Source organism: Massilia sp. LXY-5, from assembly GCF_059801075.1.
The window spans coordinates 666,196-688,140 of record NZ_JBNNEH010000002.1 but is presented as its reverse complement, the minus strand read 5'-3'; the positions used below and the strand labels follow the sequence as shown (position 1 = coordinate 688,140).

General features: G+C 63.3%; 23 protein-coding genes. 6 read left to right on the top strand and 17 right to left on the bottom strand.

What is annotated here, in order from left to right:
• Nucleotides 1-14: 14 nt before the first annotated feature.
• Nucleotides 15-1,034: an RNA methyltransferase gene (locus ACI48I_RS06615; RefSeq protein ID WP_498573683.1), complete on the bottom strand. Its 1,020-nt coding sequence runs from the start codon at nt 1,032-1,034 to the stop codon at nt 15-17.
• Entirely contained in the window at nt 1,035-2,123 is a 1,089-nt protein-coding gene (gene apbC / locus ACI48I_RS06610; RefSeq protein ID WP_193685140.1) for an iron-sulfur cluster carrier protein ApbC, read from the bottom strand.
• Nucleotides 2,124-2,428: 305 nt separating this feature from the next.
• Between apbC and metG the strand changes: the two genes are divergently transcribed.
• The 6 genes from metG to ACI48I_RS06580 all read left to right on the top strand — a co-directional run bounded on the left by metG (nt 2,429) and on the right by ACI48I_RS06580 (nt 9,023).
• Nucleotides 2,429-4,576, top strand: coding sequence for a methionine--tRNA ligase (metG, locus tag ACI48I_RS06605; RefSeq protein WP_498573682.1), 2,148 nt, complete (start codon nt 2,429-2,431; stop codon nt 4,574-4,576).
• A 170-nt stretch (nt 4,577-4,746) separates the two neighbouring features.
• Nucleotides 4,747-6,063 carry an enoyl ACP reductase FabMG family protein gene (locus ACI48I_RS06600; RefSeq protein ID WP_498573681.1) on the top strand — a complete coding sequence of 439 codons (1,317 nt, stop codon included), beginning with the start codon at nt 4,747-4,749 and terminating at the stop codon, nt 6,061-6,063.
• Nucleotides 6,064-6,137: 74 nt separating this feature from the next.
• Complete coding sequence (locus ACI48I_RS06595) at nt 6,138-6,338, top strand: DUF3460 family protein (RefSeq protein WP_193685137.1); 201 nt, start codon at nt 6,138-6,140, stop codon at nt 6,336-6,338.
• Nucleotides 6,339-6,350: 12 nt separating this feature from the next.
• On the top strand, nt 6,351-7,226 hold the full coding sequence (locus tag ACI48I_RS06590) for a segregation and condensation protein A (RefSeq protein ID WP_498573680.1): 876 nt from the start codon (nt 6,351-6,353) through the stop codon (nt 7,224-7,226).
• A gap of 37 nt (nt 7,227-7,263) precedes the next feature.
• Nucleotides 7,264-8,103, top strand: coding sequence for a pantoate--beta-alanine ligase (gene panC / locus ACI48I_RS06585; protein WP_193685135.1), 840 nt, complete (start codon nt 7,264-7,266; stop codon nt 8,101-8,103).
• A gap of 143 nt (nt 8,104-8,246) precedes the next feature.
• Nucleotides 8,247-9,023: a PilZ domain-containing protein gene (locus tag ACI48I_RS06580; protein WP_227496405.1), complete on the top strand. Its 777-nt coding sequence runs from the start codon at nt 8,247-8,249 to the stop codon at nt 9,021-9,023.
• Between the two features lie 41 nt (nt 9,024-9,064).
• Here ACI48I_RS06580 and ACI48I_RS06575 read toward each other — a convergent pair whose 3' ends face one another.
• The 15 genes from ACI48I_RS06575 to flhD form a co-directional block, all read right to left on the bottom strand.
• Nucleotides 9,065-10,270, bottom strand: a complete 1,206-nt coding sequence (locus ACI48I_RS06575) for an EAL and HDOD domain-containing protein (protein WP_498573679.1) — start codon at nt 10,268-10,270, stop codon at nt 9,065-9,067.
• 66 nt (nt 10,271-10,336) lie between these two features.
• Nucleotides 10,337-10,984, bottom strand: a complete 648-nt coding sequence (gene cheZ, locus ACI48I_RS06570; RefSeq protein ID WP_193685133.1) for a protein phosphatase CheZ — start codon at nt 10,982-10,984, stop codon at nt 10,337-10,339.
• Nucleotides 10,985-10,986: 2 nt separating this feature from the next.
• Nucleotides 10,987-11,379 carry a chemotaxis response regulator CheY gene (gene cheY, locus ACI48I_RS06565; RefSeq protein ID WP_192052371.1) on the bottom strand — a complete coding sequence of 131 codons (393 nt, stop codon included), beginning with the start codon at nt 11,377-11,379 and terminating at the stop codon, nt 10,987-10,989.
• 135 nt (nt 11,380-11,514) lie between these two features.
• Nucleotides 11,515-12,576, bottom strand: a complete 1,062-nt coding sequence (locus ACI48I_RS06560) for a protein-glutamate methylesterase/protein-glutamine glutaminase (RefSeq protein WP_498573678.1) — start codon at nt 12,574-12,576, stop codon at nt 11,515-11,517.
• A 29-nt stretch (nt 12,577-12,605) separates the two neighbouring features.
• The gene (gene cheD / locus ACI48I_RS06555) at nt 12,606-13,208 is read right to left on the bottom strand and encodes a chemoreceptor glutamine deamidase CheD (protein ID WP_193685131.1); all 603 of its coding nucleotides are present in this window, start codon (nt 13,206-13,208) and stop codon (nt 12,606-12,608) included.
• A 20-nt stretch (nt 13,209-13,228) separates the two neighbouring features.
• Entirely contained in the window at nt 13,229-14,083 is an 855-nt protein-coding gene (locus ACI48I_RS06550; RefSeq protein WP_498573677.1) for a CheR family methyltransferase, read from the bottom strand.
• A gap of 63 nt (nt 14,084-14,146) precedes the next feature.
• A complete protein-coding gene (locus tag ACI48I_RS06545) occupies nt 14,147-14,641 on the bottom strand; it encodes a chemotaxis protein CheW (RefSeq protein WP_193685129.1) in 495 nt (164 codons plus the stop codon).
• Nucleotides 14,642-14,688: 47 nt separating this feature from the next.
• A complete protein-coding gene (gene cheA / locus ACI48I_RS06540; protein WP_193685128.1) occupies nt 14,689-16,830 on the bottom strand; it encodes a chemotaxis protein CheA in 2,142 nt (713 codons plus the stop codon).
• Between the two features lie 45 nt (nt 16,831-16,875).
• Nucleotides 16,876-17,241, bottom strand: coding sequence for a response regulator (locus tag ACI48I_RS06535; protein ID WP_193685127.1), 366 nt, complete (start codon nt 17,239-17,241; stop codon nt 16,876-16,878).
• Nucleotides 17,242-17,294: 53 nt separating this feature from the next.
• Nucleotides 17,295-17,843 carry a chemotaxis protein gene (locus ACI48I_RS06530; RefSeq protein ID WP_193685126.1) on the bottom strand — a complete coding sequence of 183 codons (549 nt, stop codon included), beginning with the start codon at nt 17,841-17,843 and terminating at the stop codon, nt 17,295-17,297.
• A complete protein-coding gene (motB, locus tag ACI48I_RS06525; protein WP_193685125.1) occupies nt 17,840-18,802 on the bottom strand; it encodes a flagellar motor protein MotB in 963 nt (320 codons plus the stop codon). The genes ACI48I_RS06530 and motB overlap by 4 nt, the downstream gene beginning before the upstream one ends.
• 44 nt (nt 18,803-18,846) lie before the next feature.
• Nucleotides 18,847-19,707, bottom strand: a complete 861-nt coding sequence (motA, locus tag ACI48I_RS06520) for a flagellar motor stator protein MotA (protein ID WP_498573676.1) — start codon at nt 19,705-19,707, stop codon at nt 18,847-18,849.
• Nucleotides 19,708-19,850: 143 nt separating this feature from the next.
• Nucleotides 19,851-20,609 (bottom strand): class I SAM-dependent methyltransferase, encoded by a 759-nt coding sequence (locus ACI48I_RS06515; RefSeq protein WP_498573970.1) that lies wholly within the window; start codon nt 20,607-20,609, stop codon nt 19,851-19,853.
• Between the two features lie 12 nt (nt 20,610-20,621).
• The gene (gene flhC, locus ACI48I_RS06510) at nt 20,622-21,206 is read right to left on the bottom strand and encodes a flagellar transcriptional regulator FlhC (protein WP_193685123.1); all 585 of its coding nucleotides are present in this window, start codon (nt 21,204-21,206) and stop codon (nt 20,622-20,624) included.
• 101 nt (nt 21,207-21,307) lie between these two features.
• Nucleotides 21,308-21,625, bottom strand: a complete 318-nt coding sequence (gene flhD, locus ACI48I_RS06505) for a flagellar transcriptional regulator FlhD (RefSeq protein ID WP_047826184.1) — start codon at nt 21,623-21,625, stop codon at nt 21,308-21,310.
• Nucleotides 21,626-21,945: the final 320 nt, after the last annotated feature.

Sequence of the window (21,945 nt, the reverse complement as noted above, 5' to 3'; positions counted from 1 at the left end):
ACTTGGGAGAAACTTCAGGCGCGTTGGAGAGGAATCGACCGGCCGGCCCGTGCACGCAGCTGCCCGCAGCCGCCCTCGACATCCTGCCCGGCCGAGTCGCGCAGCTTGGTCAGCACGCCGCGCGCATGCAGGCTTGCCGCGATCGCGCGCGCCCGCTCCCAGCTGGGGCGCCGGAAGGCAAGATCGGGAATCGTGTTGTACGGGATCATGTTCAGAATGGCGTATTTGCCGCGCAGCAGCGCGACGATGCCGTCCAGTTCATCCTCGCCGTCGTTTACGCCCTCGAGCAGGGTCCACTGGTACTGGATCGGATAGCCGGTCAGGCGCGCATAGCGTTCGCCGAATTCGACCAGCTCCTGCGGCGCCAGGCGCGGTGCGCGCGGCAGCAGCTCGGCGCGCAGGTCCGCCCTGGTGGTGTGCAGGGACAGCGCCAGCGCCGGCTTCACCCTTCCCTGCGGCAGGCGCTCGAAGGCGCGCGGGTCGCCCACGGTCGAGAACACCAGGTTTTTATGGGGAATATGCGCCTCGACTCCGAGCAGGTCGATGGCTTCGAGGACGTTGTCGAGGTTGTGGGCCGGCTCGCCCATGCCCATGAACACGACCTTTTTCACGGGACGGCGGGCACGCGCCAGGACGACCTGGGCCACGATCTCGCCGCTGCTGACCTGGCGCAGCAAGCCGTCGCGCCCGGTCATGCAGAAGCGGCAGCCCACGGCACAGCCGACCTGGTTCGACACGCAGACGCCGTCGCGCGGCAGGAGCACGGTTTCGACGGCCTGGCCATCGTTCAAGCCGACCAGCAGGCGCGCCGAGCCATCCTCGGCCGGATGCTCGCTGATTACCCGCGCGAGACCGGCCAGCTCTGCGTCGAGCTGCGGCAAGGCTTCGCGCACAGGCCTGGGCAGGTAATCGTTCGGACGACGCCGCCCGCGTTCGTGCGGCGCGCCCTGCACCCAGTCGCGCAGTACGCGCGCCTGGTGCTCCGGCAGAGCGCCGAGAGCCGCCAGGCGCTCCCGAATACCTGCAACCCGCATTTAGTCGTTTTTCACCACGATGCTCGGGAACTTGCTGGTCATGTCCTTGGCCCGCTCGGCGACCTTGACCGCCACCTTGCGCGCGATCTCTTTATAAACAGAGGCCACCGCGCCGTCCGGATCGGCAACCACCGTCGGGCGGCCCGAATCGGTCTGCTCGCGGATCGACATCGTCAGCGGCAGCGCGCCAAGGAAGTCGACGCCGAAGTCCTTGCACATCTTCTCGCCGCCGCCCTGGCCGAAAATCGCCTCGGTGTGGCCGCAGTTCGAGCAGATATGGGTGCTCATGTTCTCGACGATGCCGATGATCGGGATCCCGACCTTCTCGAACATTTTGAGGCCTTTACGGGCGTCCAGCAGCGCGATGTCCTGCGGCGTGGTGACGATCACGGCGCCCGTCACCGGCACTTTCTGCGACAGGGTCAGCTGGATGTCGCCGGTGCCCGGCGGCATGTCGACGATCAAATAATCGAGGTCGCGCCAGTTGGTTTGCTCCAGCAGCTGCTGCAGCGCCTGGGTGACCATCGGGCCACGCCAGACCATCGGCTCGTCCGGATCGATCATGAAACCGATCGAGGACACCTGCACGCCGTGGTTTTCCAGCGGCTCCATGGTCTTGCCGTCGACGCTTTCCGGACGCGCATTAATACCGAGCATCATCGGCTGCGAGGGACCATAGATGTCCGCATCCAGCACGCCGACGCTGGCGCCTTCGGCAGCCAGGGCCAGCGCCAGGTTCACGGCAGTGGTCGACTTGCCGACGCCGCCCTTGCCGGACGCGACGGCGATGATGTTCTTTACGTTCGGCATGACCTTCAGGCCGCGCTGCACGGCGTGCGACAGGATTTTCACCTGCACGCTGACGCTGACGTTGCTGACGCCCGGAATGGCTTTCACCGCGTTGACAACCAGTCCGCGCAGGAGCGCGACCTGGCTTTTCGCCGGATAGCCGAGCTCGAGATCGAAAGCGACGTCACCGCCGTCGACCTGGATGTTCTTGACCGATTTCGAGGACACGAAGTCCTTGCCCGTATTAGGATCGATGACCTTTGCCAGTGCCGCCTTGACGTCGTCTGCTGTGATGCTCATGTGTTTCTCCAATGTGATGCGCGCAGTGTAGCAAAAAACGGCCCATTGTCTCTTGTCTGAGTGGCAAAACCAGGGAATACCCCCTGAACGGAGAACCTATCCCAGTGGGGAGGGGGAAGTTGATGGCGATGCATGGCAAGCGGGAGCAAGGCGCGAGGAGGCCGCATGGCTGGGCCATGCAACGACGAGCAACGCCGCGCCCGCTTGTCAGGCGCGCCAGCAACGACCCATCCCCGCTGGGATAGGTTCTTCGGGCCATCCACTGGTAAAATGTTTTTTTTCATCTTCTCACAAGCGTTTCGACCATGACCCGCAAGCTGTTCGTCACTACCGCCCTGCCCTACGCGAATGCCGCCTTCCACATCGGCCACATGATGGAGTACATCCAGGCCGACATCTGGGTCCGCTTCCAGCGAATGCAGCGCGATGGCGGCCAGCAACGCCAGGTGCACTTCGTCTGCGCCGACGACACCCACGGCACGCCGATCATGATCGCCGCCGAGAAGGAAGGCATCACCCCGCAGGAATTCGTGGCGAAGATCGCCGCCGGCCGCGCCCAGTACCTGGACGGCTTCCATATCGGCTTCGACAACTGGTATTCGACCGATTCGCCGGAAAACGTCGAACTCTCGCAAGGCATCTACCGCAAGCTGCGCGACGCCGGCCTGATCGTCACCAAGACCGTGGACCGCTTCTTCGACCCGGTCAAGGGCATGTTCCTGGCCGACCGCAACATCAAGGGCGAGTGCCCGCAGTGCCACGCCAAGGACCAGTACGGCGACAACTGCGAAGTCTGCGGCGCCGCCTACCAGCCGACCGAACTGATCAATCCGTACTCGGTGTTCACCGGCTCGACCCCGGTCCTCAAACCCTCGGAACAGTATTTCTTCAAACTGTCCGACCCGCGCTGCTTCCACTTCCTGAAGGAATGGCTGAACACCCCGGGCCGCCTGCAGCCGGAAATGGTGAATAAAGTCTCCGAGTGGCTGGGCGAAGACGGCGAAAAGCTGGCCGACTGGGACATTTCTCGTGACGCGCCCTATTTCGGCATCCCGATTCCCGATGCGCCCGGTAAATTCTTCTATGTGTGGCTGGACGCGCCGGTCGGCTACCTCGCTTCGCTGAAGAATTACTTCGACAAGCAGGGCCTGGACTTCGAGGCCTTCCTGAAGGATCCGGACGCGGAGCAGATGCACTTCATCGGCAAGGACATCGTCTCCTTCCACCTGCTGTTCTGGCCGGCGATGCTGAATTTCTCGGGCCACCCGATCATCGACAAACTGCGCGTCGCCGTCCACGGCCACCTCACCGTGAACAACGAAAAGATGTCGAAGTCGCGCGGCACCGGCATCTCGCCGCTGCGCTACCTGGAACTGGGCATGAACCCGGAATGGCTGCGCTATTACCTGGCGTTCAAGCTGAACGCGAAAGTCGAGGACCTCGACTTCAACGGCGAAGACTTCGTCGCCCGCGTGAACAGCGACCTGATTGGCAAATACGTCAACATCGCCAGCCGCTGCGCCGGTTTCATCACGAAGAAATTCGACGGCAAGCTGGCCTCGTCGCTGTCGGATAACGCCAGGTCGTGGATCGCCAAAGCCCTGACCGTGGACGGCGCCGAGCGCCAGGCCTCGATCGCCGCGAGCTTCGAAGCCCGCGAATTCGGCAAGGCGCTGCGCGAAATCATGGAAATCGCCGACGTGACGAACCAGTTCGTCGACGAGAACAAGCCGTGGATCCTGGCGAAGGACGAAACGAAGACCGCCGAGCTGCACGAGGTCTGCACGGTCGCCCTGATCCTGTTCCGCCAGCTGACCATCATGCTCTCGCCGGTGCTGCCGCAAGTGGCCGCACGCGTTTCGGAATTCCTGGGCGACAGCGAACTGAGCTGGGCTGATACCCAGGGCGAGGCCGTCACCAGCACGATGCTGGGCCGCACGATTGGCGCCTACAGCCACCTGATGCAGCGCGTCGACGCCAAGATGGTCGAGAACCTGTTCGACAAGCCGGCCGCCCCTGCTCCTGCTGCCGTCGTGTCCGACGCCGGGCTGGCGGTGGCTGCGCTGGCCCCGACGGAAGACGCCACCGCGTCCGACATCGAAGAACTCGCTCCGGAAATTTCGATCGACGATTTCACGAAGATCGACCTGCGCGTGGCCCGCATCGTCAACTGCGAACACGTCGAAGGCGCCGGCAAACTGCTGCGCCTGACGCTGGACGTAGGCGAAGGCCGCCACCGCAATGTATTCTCTGGCATCAAGTCGGCCTACAAGCCGGAAGAACTGGTCGGCAAACTGACGGTGATGGTCGCCAACCTGGCGCCGCGCAAGATGAAGTTCGGCGTGTCGGAAGGCATGGTGCTGTGCGCCTCGGCTGCCGATGAGAAGACCAATCCGGGCCTGTACCTGCTCGATCCGATGCCGGGCGCAACGCCGGGGATGCGCATTCGCTAAGCCCGGGGCATTGCCCCGGGAAACGCAGAGCATGGAACACGCAACATCGCCCCGGAGGAAAGCTGTTTCCGGGGCGCACGGCGGCGTTATAATGCCGTTTTCTTCAAGAAACATGCGCCTGGGTGCTGCACATACGCCCCGACAAACTCTTTTGAGAGGTAGCTAATAACATGACCGAACTCACCCCCCTCCGCCACATCCCGACCGCCAACGTGTTCCGCAAAGGCGACGTCTTCGTCCTGTTCGGCGAACTGTTCGGCCGCGGCTATGTGAACGGCCTCATCGACGAGGCGCGCGCCGCCGGCATGACGATCGTCGGCATCACCGTCGGCCGCCGTGACGAGACCGGCGCCCTGCGCGCGCTGACCGCCGAGGAACACGCGGAAGCCGAGGAAAAGCTGGGCGGCCGCATCGTCAACTTGCCGCTGATGGCCGGTTTCGACATGGATGCGCCGGAAGGCGAGCAGAATCCGACCGAATTGCTGTCGGACGTGAAGCTCAAGACCTGGCAGGACGACAAGCTGGACTGGGAAAAGATCGAGCGCTGCCGCGAAGCCGGCGTGCGCCGCTTCACGACTTCCGCCGCCCAGGCGATGGCGGAAATCGACAAGCTGATCCCTGAGGGCGCGAATGTCTTCTTCGCCCACACCATGGCCGGCGGCATTCCGAAGATCAAGGCCTTCCTGGCCATCGCCAACCGCATTTATAAAGGCCGCGGCGACCGCTTCGAATCCTCGCGCGCCCTGCTCGACAGCGACCTGGGCAAGCTGATCCTGATGAACTTCGACGAAGTCACCGCCAACACGCTGAAATACCTGATCGACGCCTCCGCCCCGATCCGCGAGCGCGTGACGAAGGCCGGGGGCGAAGTGCGCTACACGGCCTACGGCTACCATGGCACCGAGATCCTGATCGGCGGCAAATACGTCTGGCAGACCTACACCAACTACACCCAGGGCTACGCCAAGATGCGCCTGGAAAGCATCGCCGAAGCCGCCTGGAAGCAAGGCATCGCCGCGACCGTCTTCAACTGCCCGGAAATCCGCACCAATTCGTCGGACATTTTCGTGGGCGTCGAACTGTCGCTGTTCCCGCTGCTGACCGCGCTGAAGAAGGAAGGCGGCGGAGAATGGGCAGAGAAGCAGTGGGCAATCTGCCAGGAACTTCTGGGCGACGGCATTTCGCTGCAGTCCCTGCTCGACACGATCGAAAAGTACAACAACGACCCGACCAGCGCCCAGTTCCGCAACTTCGAAGCCTGGCCGATGGACAACACCCCGGCCCTGGCCGACGTGATGATCGGCACCTCGGAAGAGATCACCGGCCTGCACAAGGACAAGAAGGCCCTGATCACGGACCACCTGTCCTCGCTGGTGCTGGAAGGCGCCGGTCCGCTGATGTTCCATGGCGCATCGGAAAAGATTGCCCCGGTGCTGTGGCTGAACCACGACATCATTGCACGCCAACTCAACGCGCTGCATCCATAACCCTTGACGCCGGGGCCGCGTGGGCAGAACAATCTGCCTCGCCGTCCCGGCTCTCTTTTTTATCGATCAAAACAATGCCTAAATTCACCGGTTACGTATCCGACCACACCAAGTTCATCGAAGAGTTGAAGTCGAAGACTCCGGGCATGGAAGAGCGCCAGCAGGAAGGCCGCTCCCTGCTGTGGGACAAGCTGCCGATCTCGCTCGACGAGGAAGCGCGCACCAGGGAATCGCGCCTGCGCCAGAACGCCTATCCGTACCAGAACAAGTTCTAAAGACCAACAGGCATGCTGCCGGAGCAGGCCGCGCCGGAAGCGCCGGCCGACCCTATCCTCGACGAAGGCGCCTTGCCGCCTGATGCCGCCGGCCTCGACGATGCCGCCGCGGCCGCGATTGCGCGCCTGTACGGCGAGCCGCTGCTGCGCATGCCGAACGACCTGTACATCCCGCCCGACGCCCTCGAGATCTTCCTCGACGCCTTCGAAGGCCCGCTCGACTTGCTGCTCTACCTGATCCGCAAGCAGAACTTCAACATCCTCGACATCCCGATGGCGCAGGTGACCCTGCAATACCTGGAATATGTCGAGCAGATCCGCAAGAGCAACCTGGAACTGGCTGCCGAGTATCTGCTGATGGCGGCGATGCTGATCGAGATCAAGTCGAGGATGTTGCTCCCCAAGAGGCAGGACGACCTGGTCGAAGACGCCGGCGACCCGCGCGCCGAACTCGTGCGGCGCCTGCTCGAATACGAACAGATCAAGATCGCCGCCCTGCAACTGGGCGCACTGCCGCAGGAAGGACGCGATTTCCAGCGCCCTTCGCTGACCGTCGAGCAAAGCCTGACGCCGGTCTTGCCGCAAGTCGATCCGCACGACTTGCAACGCGCCTGGCTCGACGTTTTGCGACGGGCGAAATTGACCCAGCACCACCGGATCGGGCGCCAGGAATTGTCCGTGCGCGAGCACATGTCGGCGATTTTGCGTACCCTGCAATCGCAGCGCTTCGTCGAATTCGGCGAGCTGTTCGCGGGCCAGGAGACGGTGCCGATCATCGTGGTCCACTTTGTCGCCCTGCTCGAGCTGGCCAAGGAAACCCTGGTCGAAATTACGCAAGCCGAACCGTTCGCGCCCATTTACGTGCGCCTGGCATACTCGCCGGCATGAGCCGAGTGCGAGCCCAACACTTTACGCATCCACACACATGAAAATCATTACCACCATTGACGAACTGCGCGACCAGATGCGCGGCCAGCTGCGCACCGCTTTCGTGCCGACGATGGGCAACCTGCACGAAGGCCACCTTTCGCTGATGCGCCTGGCGCGCAAGCACGGCGACCCGGTGGTCGCTTCCATTTTCGTCAACCGCCTGCAGTTCGGCCCGAACGAAGACTTCGACAAGTACCCGCGCACCTTCCAGGCCGACGTCGAGAAGCTGGAAAAGGAAGGCGTCTACGTGCTGTTCGCGCCGACCGAGAAGGATTTGTATCCCGAGCCGCAGGAATACCGCGTACAGCCGCCTGACACCCTCGGCAACACCCTGGAAGGCGAGTTCCGCCCGGGCTTCTTCGGCGGTGTGTGCACCGTTGTCACCAAGCTGTTTTCCTGCGTCCAGCCACGCGTGGCCGTATTCGGCAAGAAGGATTACCAGCAGCTGATGATCGTGCGTAACATGGCGCGCCAGTTCGCGATGCCGACCGAAATCATCGGTGCGGAAACCTTCCGTGCGGAAGACGGCCTGGCCCTGTCCTCGCGCAACATGTACCTGTCGCCGGAAGAACGCGCCGAGGCCCCGGCCCTGTACCAGGGCCTGAATTTCGTCGCCAACGAGATCCGCGGCGGCCACCTCGACATCTTCTCGGTCGAGCGCGAAGCGATGGCGCAGCTGTCCGCACGCGGCTGGAAGCCGGACTATATCTCCGTGCGCAAGCGCATCGACCTGCAACCGCCGTCGGCCGGCGACCTGGCCCAGGGCACGCCCCTGGTCGTGCTCGCCGCTGCCAAGCTGGGCACCACGCGCCTGATCGATAATCTCGAAATCTGAGTCCCGCCTGAGGCGGCGGCGCAACGGCGGCGCTGACATTCTGCAAACAAGTATTAACTTTTTGCAACACGCGGCACGACCGTTTATACTGGCACTTGCCCGGCGCTCTGCCGGGCAGATTTTTCGCCGCAAGGAATGCCGCCGTGACCGAAGTTCTGACCGAAAACGCACCCCGTCCGCCCCGCAAGGGTTCGCCCCGTCCCAGCGACGTCCTTGACCGCATCGCTGCGACCGCGTCGCCGCACGAGATGCGCGATCCCTTCGACATCGGGGAAACCTTTACCAGCCTGGCCGAGTCCGGCGAAGCGCTGACGATTTATCCGGGCACCCTGGGCGAGCCGATGCTGGCGCGGATCGAATTCGTGCACCCGGAAGAGCCGCATTTCACGCTCGACATCGCCGGCGGCCTGCCGCTGCCTGCGGGCCGCGCCACCTTCGTCGCGGCACTGGGCGGCAACGCCAAGCTCCAGTTCGAGCTCGAAGGCGACTGGATCCCGACGCCTGGCGCATCGAACCTGGTGCCGGCCGTGTTTCCGGAAATGTGCCTGGTCCTGAACCGGCGCGCCGCGCCCCGTCTGGAGACCCCGGTCAACGGCAGCTATGCCGCGACCTTCACCCTCATGAACAAGCAGTTCGAGCTGCCCTTGTGCGACTATTCCGTCGGCGGCGTCGGCTTGCGCGCTACCCCGGACCAGGCGGCGGAACTGTATCTGGGAAGGAAGCTGAAGAGCGTGCGCCTGCAGCTGGGACCGGCGCTGGCGATCGTGGCCGACCTCGAGATCCGGCTGCTGCGGCCTTTCCGCAGTTTCCTGCTGGGCGAACAGGTGCAAGTCGGGTGCAGCATCAGCAATATCGAGATGCAGATGCAGCAGACGCTGCAGCGGTTGGTGACCTCGAACCGGGGACGCTCGGCGGCGTAGGCGGCTTCGCGCGGCGGCTCGGCATGCCCACGCGTTCGCAGTTACTGCGTCACCGCCTGCGCCCACGCGAGCGCCGACAGGTGCGCCTTGTTCACCTCCAGCGGGCTGATATCGAGCGACCCCGCCAGCGCACCGACCAGGTTCGAGCTCAGCTCGCAGGCTTCCGCCAGCGCCAGGTACGGCCCGTACATGCCTTCGCGCGACATCAGCGCGCGCACCACTTCCGGCGGCAGCGGGATGGTCTCCAGCACTTCCTTCATCGGCAGCCCGAGCAGGCGGTCGAGCAGCGAGAACATGCCGGCGACGAACAAGTTCTCGCCCTCGCCCTTCGGCAGCGCATGCAGGCCCAGCAGTTCGGTGAGGCGGCCGCGCACGACGGCCGTTTCCATCAGCACCGGCGAGTAGCCGCTCGCGCTGGCGCTGGCCAGCAGCAGGGTCAGCCAGCGATACAGGGGCGCGTAGCCCATCAGGCTGATCGCCTGGCGGATCGACTGCACGTCGCGCCCTGCCCCGAAGCCGGCCGAATTGATGTTGCGCAGCAGTTTATAGGTCAGCGCCGGGTCGCGCTTCAGCACGCTTTCCAGCTTGGGTATGTCGTCGTTGTTCTGCACCATCTGCATCAGCTGCAGGATGATGGTCTGGGTGGGATTCAGGCCCTTCACCGCGTTGCCGGGGCGCGGGGTCAGGTGCAGCTTGCCGACGAAGGCGTCCAGACCGAGCGCGGCACAGGCGTCGTAGTCGATCCAGTTGGTGACCGGACGGCCGACCATGCGCAGCGCCGCTTGTTTTGCAGCCGCATAGCTGCGCGCCTGGGCGGCGACGTCGATGCCCGAGAAGCGCATCTCGACGTGCGAGGCGTAAGGCGCGAGCGCCGGGGTCAGGTGCTTGACGTCGAGGCCGCGGATCGAGATGCCGACGCCGCCGGCGCGCAATCCCTGCACGGCGGCGCGGGTGCTCGGATCCATCAGGTAGCGCGCCTGCAGGCTCAGCACGGTGCGCTCGGGCGGCAGCGAGAATAACGCGTCGGTGGACAGCATGGCCGGGACGGCGTCGAGGAAGAGCTGCTTGTCGCGCAGCAGCCAGCCGTGCTCATCGTCGTTCACGTGTTCGGCCACGAAAGCGACCAGCTGCTCGAGCTCGGCATCCTGCACTGCCTGGCCGCCCTGCTGCCACAGTAATTCGTAGCCGATGACGCGCTGCGCGGGATCGAGCAGCGGTTCGCGAACAATATAGTTGGTGTGATGCATGAAGTGACCGCGGCCGAACAAAGGCGAACAATGGCGGCCTGGGCCGCCAGCGACGCCGGGTGAAACTTAGAAGCCCAGGCTGTCGAGCAGGTCGTCGACCTGGCCCTGGTTCGCCACCACCTCGACGTTGCCCTCGGGCTTGATCTGCGGGCCGTTCAGCAGGCCATTGTCGAGTTCGCGCCTGATCTCGCTCGGGGCGAAATCGACGAGCACCTGCACCAGCTGCTTCTCCAGGTCCTGGGCGATCGAGGTGATCTTGCCGATCACCTGGCCGGTCAGGTCCTGGAAGTCCTGCGCCAGCATGATGTTCATCAGCTCGGCACGGGTGGCGGTCGCGGCACGTTCGTTCTCGGCCATGACCGCGATGCTGCGCTCGGCCAGCGCGCGCCAGTCCGTTTCGCCGGCACTGCCCTTGTCGAGCAAGGCCTGCCAGGCGCTGCGCAACTCGGCGCTACGGCTTTCCACCGCGTCCTGCAGGGGACCAGCCGCATCGGTGGCGTCGAGCACGCGCTTGGCGGCTTGCTCCGACAGGCGGGCAACATAATCGAGCCGGTCGCGGGCATCCGGGATGTCGCTTGCCGCTTTTTCGACCAGCTTGTCCAGGCCGAGGCCGCGCAGGCTGTCGTGCAGCGCGCGCGTCATGTGGCCGACCCGGATCAGGACTTCATCGTTTGCAACACCATCCAATGCAACTCCGGCGATCGGCTCGAGCATGATCAGGCCTTTTCCATTTTCTCGAAGATCTTGTTCAGTTTCTCGTCGAGCGTGGCGGCGGTGAATGGCTTCACCACATAGCCGCTTGCGCCGGCCTGGGCCGCCGCGATGATGTTTTCTTTCTTCGCTTCCGCGGTCACCATCAGCACCGGCAGCTTGGCCAGGGCGGGATCGGCACGGATGTTTTGCAGCATGGTCAGACCGTCCATGTTGGGCATGTTCCAGTCGGACACCACGAAGTCGAATTGTTCGCTGCGCAGCTTGGCCAGCGCCATGACGCCGTCTTCCGCTTCGTCGACGTTGGCGTAGCCCAGTTCCTTCAACAAGTTCCGGACGATGCGGCGCATCGTCGAGAAATCGTCAACCACCAGGAAACGCATCTTTGGATCAGCCATGAATTACTCCGTTGTTTCTTTTACTGAGGTTAGTGTGGCTTGAGTCGCTGCAACAAGCAAGGCTCAAGAATAGCATTTTTGTTGCCGTACGGCGATAAAACCGAGAGGAAAAGCTGCGATTCGGCGCGATCCGGATCAAACGCGCAACGCTCTTCCGCCGTGCGCCGCCAGGTGGCCGAGCACCAGTCCGGGCAAGGCCGTCAGCGGCGCCACTTCGTGGGCGGCGCCGATCGCAATCGCCTCGCGCGGCATGCCGAAGACGACGCACGAGGCTTCGTCCTGGGCGAAATTCTGGGCGCCGGCGTTTTTCATCTCCAGCATACCAGCAGCACCGTCCTTGCCCATGCCCGTCAGGATCACGCCCACCGCATTTTTACCGGCGGCCGATGCAGCCGAGCGGAACAGCACGTCCACCGACGGCCGGTGGCGATTCACCGGATCGGTCTGCTCGATCCTGGTCATGTAGTTGGCGCCCGAGCGCGCGAGAAGCAGGTGCGAATGCCCCGGCGCAATATAGGCGTGGCCGGGCAGCACGCGTTCGTTGCCGGCGGCCTCGCACACGGTGATCTTGCACAGCGAATCGAGACGGCGCGCGAACGAGGTCGTGAACCCTTCCGGCATGTGCTGGGCGATCAGGATGCCGGGGCAGTCCGAGGGCATCTGCATCAGGAATTCGCGGATCGCTTCCGTGCCGCCGGTCGAGGCGCCGATGATGATCAGCTTTTCCGACGAGGTCAGCGGGCTGCGCAGCTGCGGCAGCGCCGTGGTGGCAAGCGGGCTGGCCACCGTGCGCTTGACGCGGGCGCGCGCCGCGGCGCGGATTTTATCGGTGATCAGCTCGGTGTACTCGCGCATGCCGCTGCCGATCGAGATCTTCGGCTTGGTGACGAAGTCGACCGCGCCGAGTTCGAGCGCGCGCATCGTGATCTCCGAACCGCGTTCGGTCAGCGAGGACACCATCAGCACCGGCATCGGGCGCAGGCGCATCAGCTTTTCGAGGAAGTCGAGGCCGTCCATCTTCGGCATCTCGACGTCGAGCGTGAGCACGTCCGGATTGTGTTTCTTGATCAGTTCGCGCGCGACGAGCGGATCGGGCGCGGTGGCCACGACTTCCATGTCGGCTTGCGAGTTGACGATCTCGCTCATGACACTGCGGATCAGGGCCGAGTCGTCGACGATGAGGACCTTGGTTTTCATTGTTGTTTCCTTCGCAGGTCGGGGCAAGATCAGAACAGGTCGATTTCGCCGCCGACGGGCTCCACCTTGAGGCGCTTGGCGTAGTCGAGTTCGCGCCTGGCGACCGTATCGTTCTGGGTTTGCATGAGTTTCTTGACCAATACCTTCCCTGTCCTGGGGAAGAAATACACCTTGCGCGGGTGGATGTCGTTCAGGTCTTCGGCCAGCACCGGGATGCGTTCCGTTTTCAGGAACTGCATCACGAAGGCGGCATTGCGTTCGCCCACGTTCATGGCGGTAAAGCCGCGCAGCACGGCGCCGCCGCCGAAGACCTTGGCTTCCAGGTTCTCGCGCCGCGCGCCGGCCTTCAGCAGGTCGTTGATCAGCACTTCCATCGCGAAGGTGCCGTAGCGCATCGAGGCCGAGACCGGGCTGCCGGCATCGCCGCCGCCGTCGGGCAGCATGAAGTGGTTCATGCCGCCCAGGCCCGTGATGCGGTCGCGGATGCAGGCCGAGACGCAGGAACCGAGCACGGTCACGATCAGCATGTTCTTGCCGGTGTAGTAATACTCGCCCGGCAGGATCTTCGCCGCGTCGCAATCGAAGGTGCGGTCGTAATAGACGTTGGTGGCGAACTGGTTATTCGAATGCATGGTGTTTCCGCTGGTCCCGCTCAGGCGCGGCGCTCATTGAGTTCGTAGACAGTCTTGCCGCGCAGACGCAGCGAGTCGGAAACATAGAGAAAATTCTCGGAGTGGCCGGCGAACAGCAGCGCGTGCGGCTTCATCAAAGGCACGAAGCGCGCCAGGATCTTGCGCTGCGTTTCCTTGTCAAAATAGATCATCACGTTGCGGCAGAAGATCGCATCGAACTGCCCGTTCAGGGGCCAGCTGTCGGCCAGCAGGTTCAGGGGGCGGAAGGTGACCAGCTGGCGCAGTTCCGGGCGCACGCGCGCCATGCCTTCGTGCCGCCCTTTGCCTTTCAGGAAAAAGCGCTTCAGGCGTTCCGGCGCCATCTTCTCCACCCGGTCCATGCCGTACACGCCTTCGCTGGCCGTGGCCAGCACGTTGGTGTCGATGTCGGTGGCGACGATCTGGACCGGCGGCGTGAGCGTATTGAAGGCTTCGCACAGGGTCATCGCGATCGAATACGGTTCTTCGCCGGTCGAGCTGGCCGAGCACCAGATCGTCAGCGGTCCGGATTCGCGCCCGCGCAGCCCGTTGATGTGGTCGGCCAGCAGCGGAAAGTGATGGGCTTCGCGGAAGAACGAGGTCAGGTTGGTCGTCAGCGCGTTGGTGAACGACTCCCACTCTTCGCCCAGGCGCCCCCCTTCCAGGTCGTCGAGGTATTTACCGAAGGAGTGGATGCCGGTCGCGCGCAGGCGCCGCGCCAGGCGGCTGTAGACCATTTCCTGCTTGCTGTCGGCCAGCGAGATGCCGGCGCGGCGGTAGATCAGGGCGCGCACGCGCTCGAAGTCGGCGCGTGTGAAGTCAAATTCCTTGACCGTGTCGGAGGTGTGTAACGGCACTTTGCCTTACCTGTGTGTTCTGCCGGCCGGAGCCGGCGGTTGTTCTGCTCGGTGCCGGGCGTCTTACGCAGCCAGTTTCTGGTCGATCAAGCCCATTTCGCTTGATGACATCAGGCGGTCGATGTCGACCAGGATCAGCATGCGCTCGTCGACCGTGCCCAGGCCGATCAGGTAATCGGTGCTGAAGGCGCTGCCCATGTCCGGGGCCGGCTTGACCTGGTCCGGGGTGAGCGTGGTCACGTCCGAGACGCTGTCGACCACCATGCCCATCACGCGGCCGGCGATGTTCAGGATGATCACGACCGTGAACTGGTCATAGGTCGGGGTGCCGAGATTGAACTTGATGCGCATGTCGACGACGGGGATGATGATGCCGCGCAGGTTGATCACGCCCTTGATGAATTCCGGTGCGTTGGCGATGCGGGTCACGGCTTCGTAGCCGCGGATTTCCTGCACCTTCAGGATGTCGATCCCGTATTCCTCCGAGCCCAGCGTGAACGCCAGGTATTCGTTGCCGGCGCCGTCGTTGCCCTGGGCAGTGATTTGGGTGATGGACATGGTTTTTCCTTAGTGGTTTCAGCTTATTGATTCAATGCATTTTGCAACTATGAGGCCAGCGCCTCGTCGGCCAGCTGGCGCGACGAGCGCACCAGCGCCGCCACGTCGAGGATCAGCGACACGCCGCCGTCGCCGAGGATCGTGGCCCCAGAAATGCCGGCCACCTTGCGGTAGTTCGCTTCCAGGTTCTTGACGACCACGTGCTGCTGGCCGACCAGGTCGTCGATCAGGAGCGCCGCGCGCTTGCCCTCGGACTCCAGGATCACGACGATGCCCTCGCTCGGGTCCTGCACCTTCGAAGCGATGCCGAACACGCCATGCAGTGCGATCAAGGGCAGGTATTCCCCGCGTACCTTCAGCACCCGGCCGCGGCCGGCGATCTCGCGCACGTCTTCGCGGCGCGGCTGCAAGGACTCGACGACGTAACCTAATGGAAGGATATAGATTTCCTCACCGCAACGTATAGTCATCCCGTCCAAAATGGCGAGTGTGAGCGGTAAAGAGATGGAAATCGTGGTGCCGAAACCACGGGCGGAGCGGATATCGACCGAGCCCCCCATCGAAGTGATATTACGTTTGACAACATCCATGCCGACGCCGCGGCCCGAGACGTCGGTGACGACATCGGCCGTACTGAAGCCCGGTGCGAAGATCAGCTGCCAGACCTCGGAATCGCTCATGTTGTCGGACACGGCGAGACCATTCTGCGCCGCCTTGGCCAGGATCCGCTCACGGTTCAGGCCGCCGCCATCGTCGGCGACTTCGATCACGATGTTGCCGCCCTGATGGCCGGCCGACAGGAACAAGCGCCCTGCTTCCGATTTACCCGCTGCTGCGCGCGCGGCCGGCATTTCGATGCCGTGGTCGATCGAGTTGCGTACCAGGTGGGTCAGCGGGTCGACGATGCGCTCGATCAGGCCCTTGTCCAGTTCGGTCGCGGCGCCATGGGTGATGAAGTCGACCTTCTTGCCGAGTTTACTCGCCAGGTCGCGCACCATGCGCGGGAAGCGCGAGAACACGAAGTCCATCGGCATCATGCGGATCGACATCACGGCTTCCTGCAGCTCGCGGGTGTTGCGCGTCAGCTGGGAGACCGAGGACAGCAGGCGCTCGTGCAGCATCGGATCGAGCTTGCTCGAACGCTGCTCGATCATCGCCTGCGTGATGACCAGTTCGCCGATCAGGTTGATCAACTGGTCGACCTTCTCGACCGAGACCCGGATCGAGGACGACTCGGCGCCCTTCTCGTCCTTTTTCGCGGCCTTCTTTTCGATGGCGTCGACGAGGTCCTGCACCTGTGCGGATTTCGCGGGTGCGGCATCGACGCCGGCCAGCGCGCGGATCTGTTCGATCGGCTGGAAGAAGCCGTAGCCGCGCTCGTCGTCGGAGAGTTCGGCCTGCGCGTCCGGCGCATCGTCTGCCGGGTCGAAGAAGCCGTAGCCCTGCTCCTCCTCGATGCGGGCGCGTTCCGCCGCCTCGATCGCGCGCTGCTCGGGCGTCAGTGGCGGCGCTTCGAAAATCTTCAGGTCTTCAGGATCGAGCACGAAGGAGCAGATGGCGACGATGTCGTCCAGGCTCTCGTGGGTGGTGATGACAAGCGCGCTGCGCCCGCCGTCGAGCGGCGTGACGGACACGCGGCCCATCAGTCCCAGTTCGTCGACCAGGGCGTTCACGTCGCGCTGTTCGACGCTCGGCAGCTCGATCTTGTAGCGGTGCGCGCCCTCTCCGGTCTGCGCTTTCGGTTCGGACAGCAGGAAGGATGGCGCCAGGGACGAAGCGAGTGCGGACGCCGCCGGCACCAGGCCTTCGGACAGGTCGTGCAGCACCATGCGCACGTTGGCGACATTGTCCTGGTCGACGTAGGCGCCGTTGCGGTGGCCGTCGAGCTGGTTCTTGAGCGTGTCCTTGGCGGCCAGGAAGGCGTCCACGTGCTGGCTCGTCAAGGCCATCTCGCCCTTGCGGATGCGGTCGAGCAGCGACTCCAGCACGTGCGTCACCTCGCTCATGTCGGTGATGCCGAAGGTCGAGGCGCCGCCCTTGACGGAGTGCGCGGTCCGGAAGATCGCGTTCAGGTCCTCGGCGTCGGGGGCGGCCACGTCGACGCCCAGCAGCAGCCGTTCCATTTCGGCGAGCAGCTCTTCGGCTTCGTCGAAAAAGACCTGGTAAAACTGGCTGATGTCGATCGTCATGGTGAAATCCTGCAGGAACCCGGGTTACGGCGCAGCCTCATCGCCTCAGCCGATCACTTTCTTGACGACTTCGATCAGGCGTTGCGGATCGAAGGGCTTGACCAGCCAGCCGTTGGCGCCGGCCGCGCGGCCCTTCGATTTCATTTCGTCCGAGGATTCGGTGGTCAGCATCAGGATCGGCACCTTCTGGTACTCGGGCAGGCTGCGCAGGTGCTTGATCAGCGCCAGGCCGTCCATGCGCGGCATGTTCTGGTCGGTCAGCACCAGGTCGACGACCTGGTTTTTCGCCTTGTCCAGGCCATCCTGGCCGTCGACCGCTTCCACCACCTGGTAACCGGCGGCCTTCAGGCTGAACGCCACCATCTGGCGCAGCGAGCTCGAATCGTCGACCGCGAGAATTGTTTTAGCCATGTTGTGCTCCTGCTCTTTTCTTGGATTTCTGGGATGTGGGTTGGACGCGACTGTCAGAACAGTTCGATGTCGCCGCTTTCGAGATGCTGTTGTTCGACCGATTTGCGCAGCACGCTGCGCAGCTCGAGCGACTGGATCGCCAGCGCCATGCTGACCTTGCCCAGGCGCTCGACGATTTCGTCGCTGCCCGTGTCGGCGCGAATACCGGCGCCGTGTTCGTCCAGGGTGCCGAGGAATTCGCGCAAGCCGGTCACCCGCTTCAGGGTACGCTCGATCAACTGGCTCGTCATGTCCTGGAACTGCATGCTGGTGATCGCCGTGTTCACGTGGGTGCCGATTTCGCCCGACATCGCCGCCAGCCTGGCGCTGTCTTCCGGCGTGGGGGTGCCGCCCGCGAGCAGGCGGTCGATCGCTTCCTGGCGCGAGCCGACGGCGCTGTGGATCGCCATGAAGCTGCTGGTGAGCTTGTCGACTGCTTCCTCGAGCAGCAATTCGGTCTGCAGCAGGTCGGTCTCGACTTCGCTCAGGTGACGCCGGCCGTGCGCCGAGACGCCCGACAACAGGCGCTTGACGTGCGAACCCAAAATCTTTTTTCTTGTCATTGTGTACTCCTGACGCTTGTTTTACTTCCCTGCGCGGTCGCTTCCACGACGGCCTGGGCCGCCGCCTTGCCGTTCTCTGACGGCACGTCGAGCGTGGCGGCGTCGCGCATGACGGCGTCTTCGGTGCGCTTGTTCATCACGATGATGCTGATGCGGCGGTTGATCGGGTTGAACGGATCGGCGCGGTCGAGCGGCGCGGCTGCCGCCAGGCCCACCACACGCAGGATCTTGTCGTCGGCCAGTCCGCCCACCACCAGGGCGCGGCGCGAGGCGTTGGCGCGGTCCGCCGACAGCTCCCAGTTGCTGTAGCCGGCATCGCTGAAGTACGGGGTCGAGTCCGTGTGGCCCGACAGGCCGATCCGGTTCGGCACGTCGTTCAGCACCATGCCCAGCACGTGCAGGATCTCGCTCGTGTAGGGCTGCAGCGTGGCTTTCGCCAGCGCGAACATCGGGCGGTTCTGCTCGTCCACGATCTGGATGCGCAGGCCTTCGCTGGTGATGTCGAGCAGCAGCTGGTTCTGGTATTTTTTCAGGATCGGGTTGGCCTCGATGACAGCCTCGATCTTCATCTTCAGCGTTTTCAGGCGCTCGCCCTCGGCCTTCTCGAGCGCGGCCCTGGCGTCGTTCAGGTCGTAGGTTTTCTTGTTGGTCTCCATGTCGCCCTTCTTCACCTGGCCGTTGCGGCGCGTGAGGTCGGCGCCGCCGCCCTTGATGACGGACGAGCTGTCGCCGGAACCGGAGCCGCCCGACATCGCCACCTTCAGCGGGTTCTTGAAGAATTCGGAGATGCCTTCGAGGTCGCCCTTCGAGGTCGAGCCCAGCAGCCACATCAGCAGGAAGAAAGCCATCATCGCCGTCACGAAGTCGGCATAGGCGATCTTCCAGGCGCCGCCATGGTGCCCGCCGGCGGTCTTCTTGATCCGCTTGACGATGATCGGGCGCATTCCTTCGTCAGCCATGGCGTTTCCGTGGGGTGGTCGGGTGGAGAGAGATCAGCAAGTTGTTACTTGCTCTTCGACTTCTTGATGTGCTCTTCGAGCTCGGCGAAGGTCGGGCGCTCGGTCGAGTACAGCACCTTGCGGCCGAATTCGACGGCCAGGGCCGGCGCGTAGCCGTTCAGGCTGGCGAGCAGGGTCACCTTCACGCACTGGAACATCTTGCTCGATTCGTCGAGCTTCTGTTCCAGCAGGCTGGCCAGCGGACCGACGAAACCGTAGGCCAGCAGAATGCCGAGGAAGGTGCCGACCAGCGCTTTCGCGATCAGGATACCCAGTTCGGCCGGCGGAATGCCCACCGATTCCATCGTGTGCACCACGCCCATGACGGCGGCGACGATACCGAAGGCCGGCAGGCCGTCGCCCAGCTTGGCGACCACGTGGGCCGGAACCGCGCCTTCGTGGTGGTGGGTCTCGATCTCGTTGTCCATCAGGTTCTCGATCTGGAAGGCGTCCATGTTACCGGAGACCATCAGGCGCAGGTAGTCGGCCATGAATTCGACGATGTGGTGGTCGGCCAGCACCAGCGGGTATTTCGAGAACAGGGGGCTTGCTTCCGGGGCTTCGATATCGCCCTCGATCGACATCAGGCCCTCCTTGCGCACTTTCGAGAGGACGTCGAACAGCAGCGACATCAGCTCCATGTACATTTCGCGCGTGTACTGCGACCCCTTGAACACGGTCGGCAGCGCCTTCATGGTCGCCTTGATCGACTTGCTGTTGTTACCGACAAAGAATGCGCCGACGGCCGCGCCGCCGATCATGATCAGCTCGATCGGCTGGAACAGCACGGCCGCGTGGCCGCCGGCCATGACGAAGCCGCCGAACACCGACGCACAGACAATGACGTAACCAATAATGACTAACAAGAAGGCGCTCCAGAAGGCGGGTCTGCAGACCCCGGAATCCGAGACAAAGTATCTCAGAAAAAATATTTACGTACGGAACTACTGCAGCTGGAACAATAGCTTGAGAATGGCCTATGGGCAAGTAAAAAGGCCCGATTTGTGGCCTAAAAGTGCCAAATGTAGAGAGTTCGACCAGTATCTTGTAGATAGAGCGATATGGTCGGTGGCGCGTCCTGGATGGCGAATTCATAACTCATCAGCATGCTGCCCGGACGCATCTCGCGCCCTGCCTTGCGCCACAGCGCCGTCATGGCCGCCGGCGACAGGTAGGCGAACACGGCGTCGTAATCGGAAAAATCGAGCGACTCGTAGTCGCCGCGGATGAAGCGGGCGCGACTATTGGTCAGGCGCGCGCGCAGCCAGCTCGCGAGCCAGGGCAAGGGCGCCAGTTCGATGCCGGTGGCCTCGATGTCCGGCCGGCGCCGCGCCAGGTCCATGACCAGGCCGCCGAGGCCGCTGCCGATGTCGATCACGGACACCCTCCTCCCCTGCGGCAGCTGGTCGGCCACCGCCTGCCAGGCCGTCTTGCCCGACGGGTAATACGGCACCTGGGTGCGGAAGGTCGACCAGTACAGGACCAGCATGAACAGGAACACGGCCAGGAACAGCCAGGGCGGCAGCTCGAGTCCGTCGGCTGCGTAGAGGGCAAGCGGAAACAGCAGGCAGATTGCGATCCACCAGGACGCCAGGCGCCAGCGCCAGGTCAGCACGGCGGCAAAGACGCCCTGCAGGATCGCAGCGACAAAATAGGACGGACGGGTGCCGGCACGCGCCAGCAGGTAGACGGCCAGCAGGGTCAGGGGGAAAGCGGCAAGCTGGCAGAGCAGCGCGCGCACGGCCGGCGCGCGCAGGAGCTTGAACATCACGGCACAGGCTTAAGCGTCGCCTGCGGCATCCTGGCGGGACGCAGCCTCGGCGGCGTCGAGCGCGGCGGCATCTTTCGCCTTGCGGGTCTTGCCGGCGCGAGAAGGCATGTGGCACAAGCCGCACAGGTAATCGCGGTTCAGGTCGAAGGTATTGACGACGAACTTGCCCTTGCATTTGCCGCAGGGAGCCAGCGCCAGCATATTGCTCTGGAAGAAACGGACCAGGGTCCAGGCGCGCGTCAGCGAGAGCAGCGGCTCTTCGCCCGGCTCGGCGGGCATCTGTTCGAGGTAGAGTTGATACGCCTTCATCACCGCCTGGACGCCGGAGGCACCGGCGTGTTCGACCAGGAAATTATGGATATTGATGAACAGCGAGGAGTGGATGTTCGGTTGCCAGGTGAGGAACCAGTCGGTCGAGAACGGCAGCATGCCCTTGGGAGGCGACATGCCCTTCAGTTCCTTGTACAGCTTGATGAGACGCTCGCGGGAAAGCGAGACTTCGCTTTCGAGCAGTTGCAGGCGGGCGCCCAGATTGATCAGCTCGATGGCAAGCTGTATTTCCTGCGCTTCAGATACGACGCTTTTTTTACTCATCCCACGGCTCCGGCTTGTGTCCCGGCTATCCTACACTATCAGCTTGAGCTCAGCGGGATTTTACAATGTGTCTCAGCAGAAATAATTAGACTGCCGAACGCTTAAGCAATCTCTTCCGCTGGCTGGCCGGCCATCAGGATGGCGGCGTGCGACTGCGCCAGGGCGCGGTCCTTGCTGTGGCTGGTCAGCATCGACAGGATGGCGGTGTCGTCGAAGCGGAAACGGGCCAGCATCATGTTGCCGCCGGCGAGCTTCAGGATCTGGGCATTGCTCATGCCTTCGATCAGGTCCGCGATGTCGGCCGAGATGCCGAGACGGAAAATGGCGGTGACTTTATCGGCGCGGATCATTTGCTGGGCCAGCATCAGGTAGCTCAGATTCGCGTCCCGGATTTCAGCCATCATGTCGTTTGCAGTCATTTTTCTTCTCCATCCCGTTGAACCTGGCGCTAATGTGTGTTGCCAGTGAGATAGATTCTGACCGTAGAGAAACTTTCGGGAAATCGGACGGACACTGTATTTTGCGTCCGTTAAACGCGGGTATGCCTGTAGGGGTTTGTCTGACAAACCCGGGCTGATGGGGGAGGCGCTCCTATGAAAACAGGAGACTGATGTGTACTGCGAGATGCTCTGAATCAACTTGCCGTTCAGCGCACCGAACTGATCATGTGTTGGTTTACGTCAACCAAATTCAGAACTTTAGGGTCGATTCGAACTTTTTTTCGACCCTGCTACCGGCT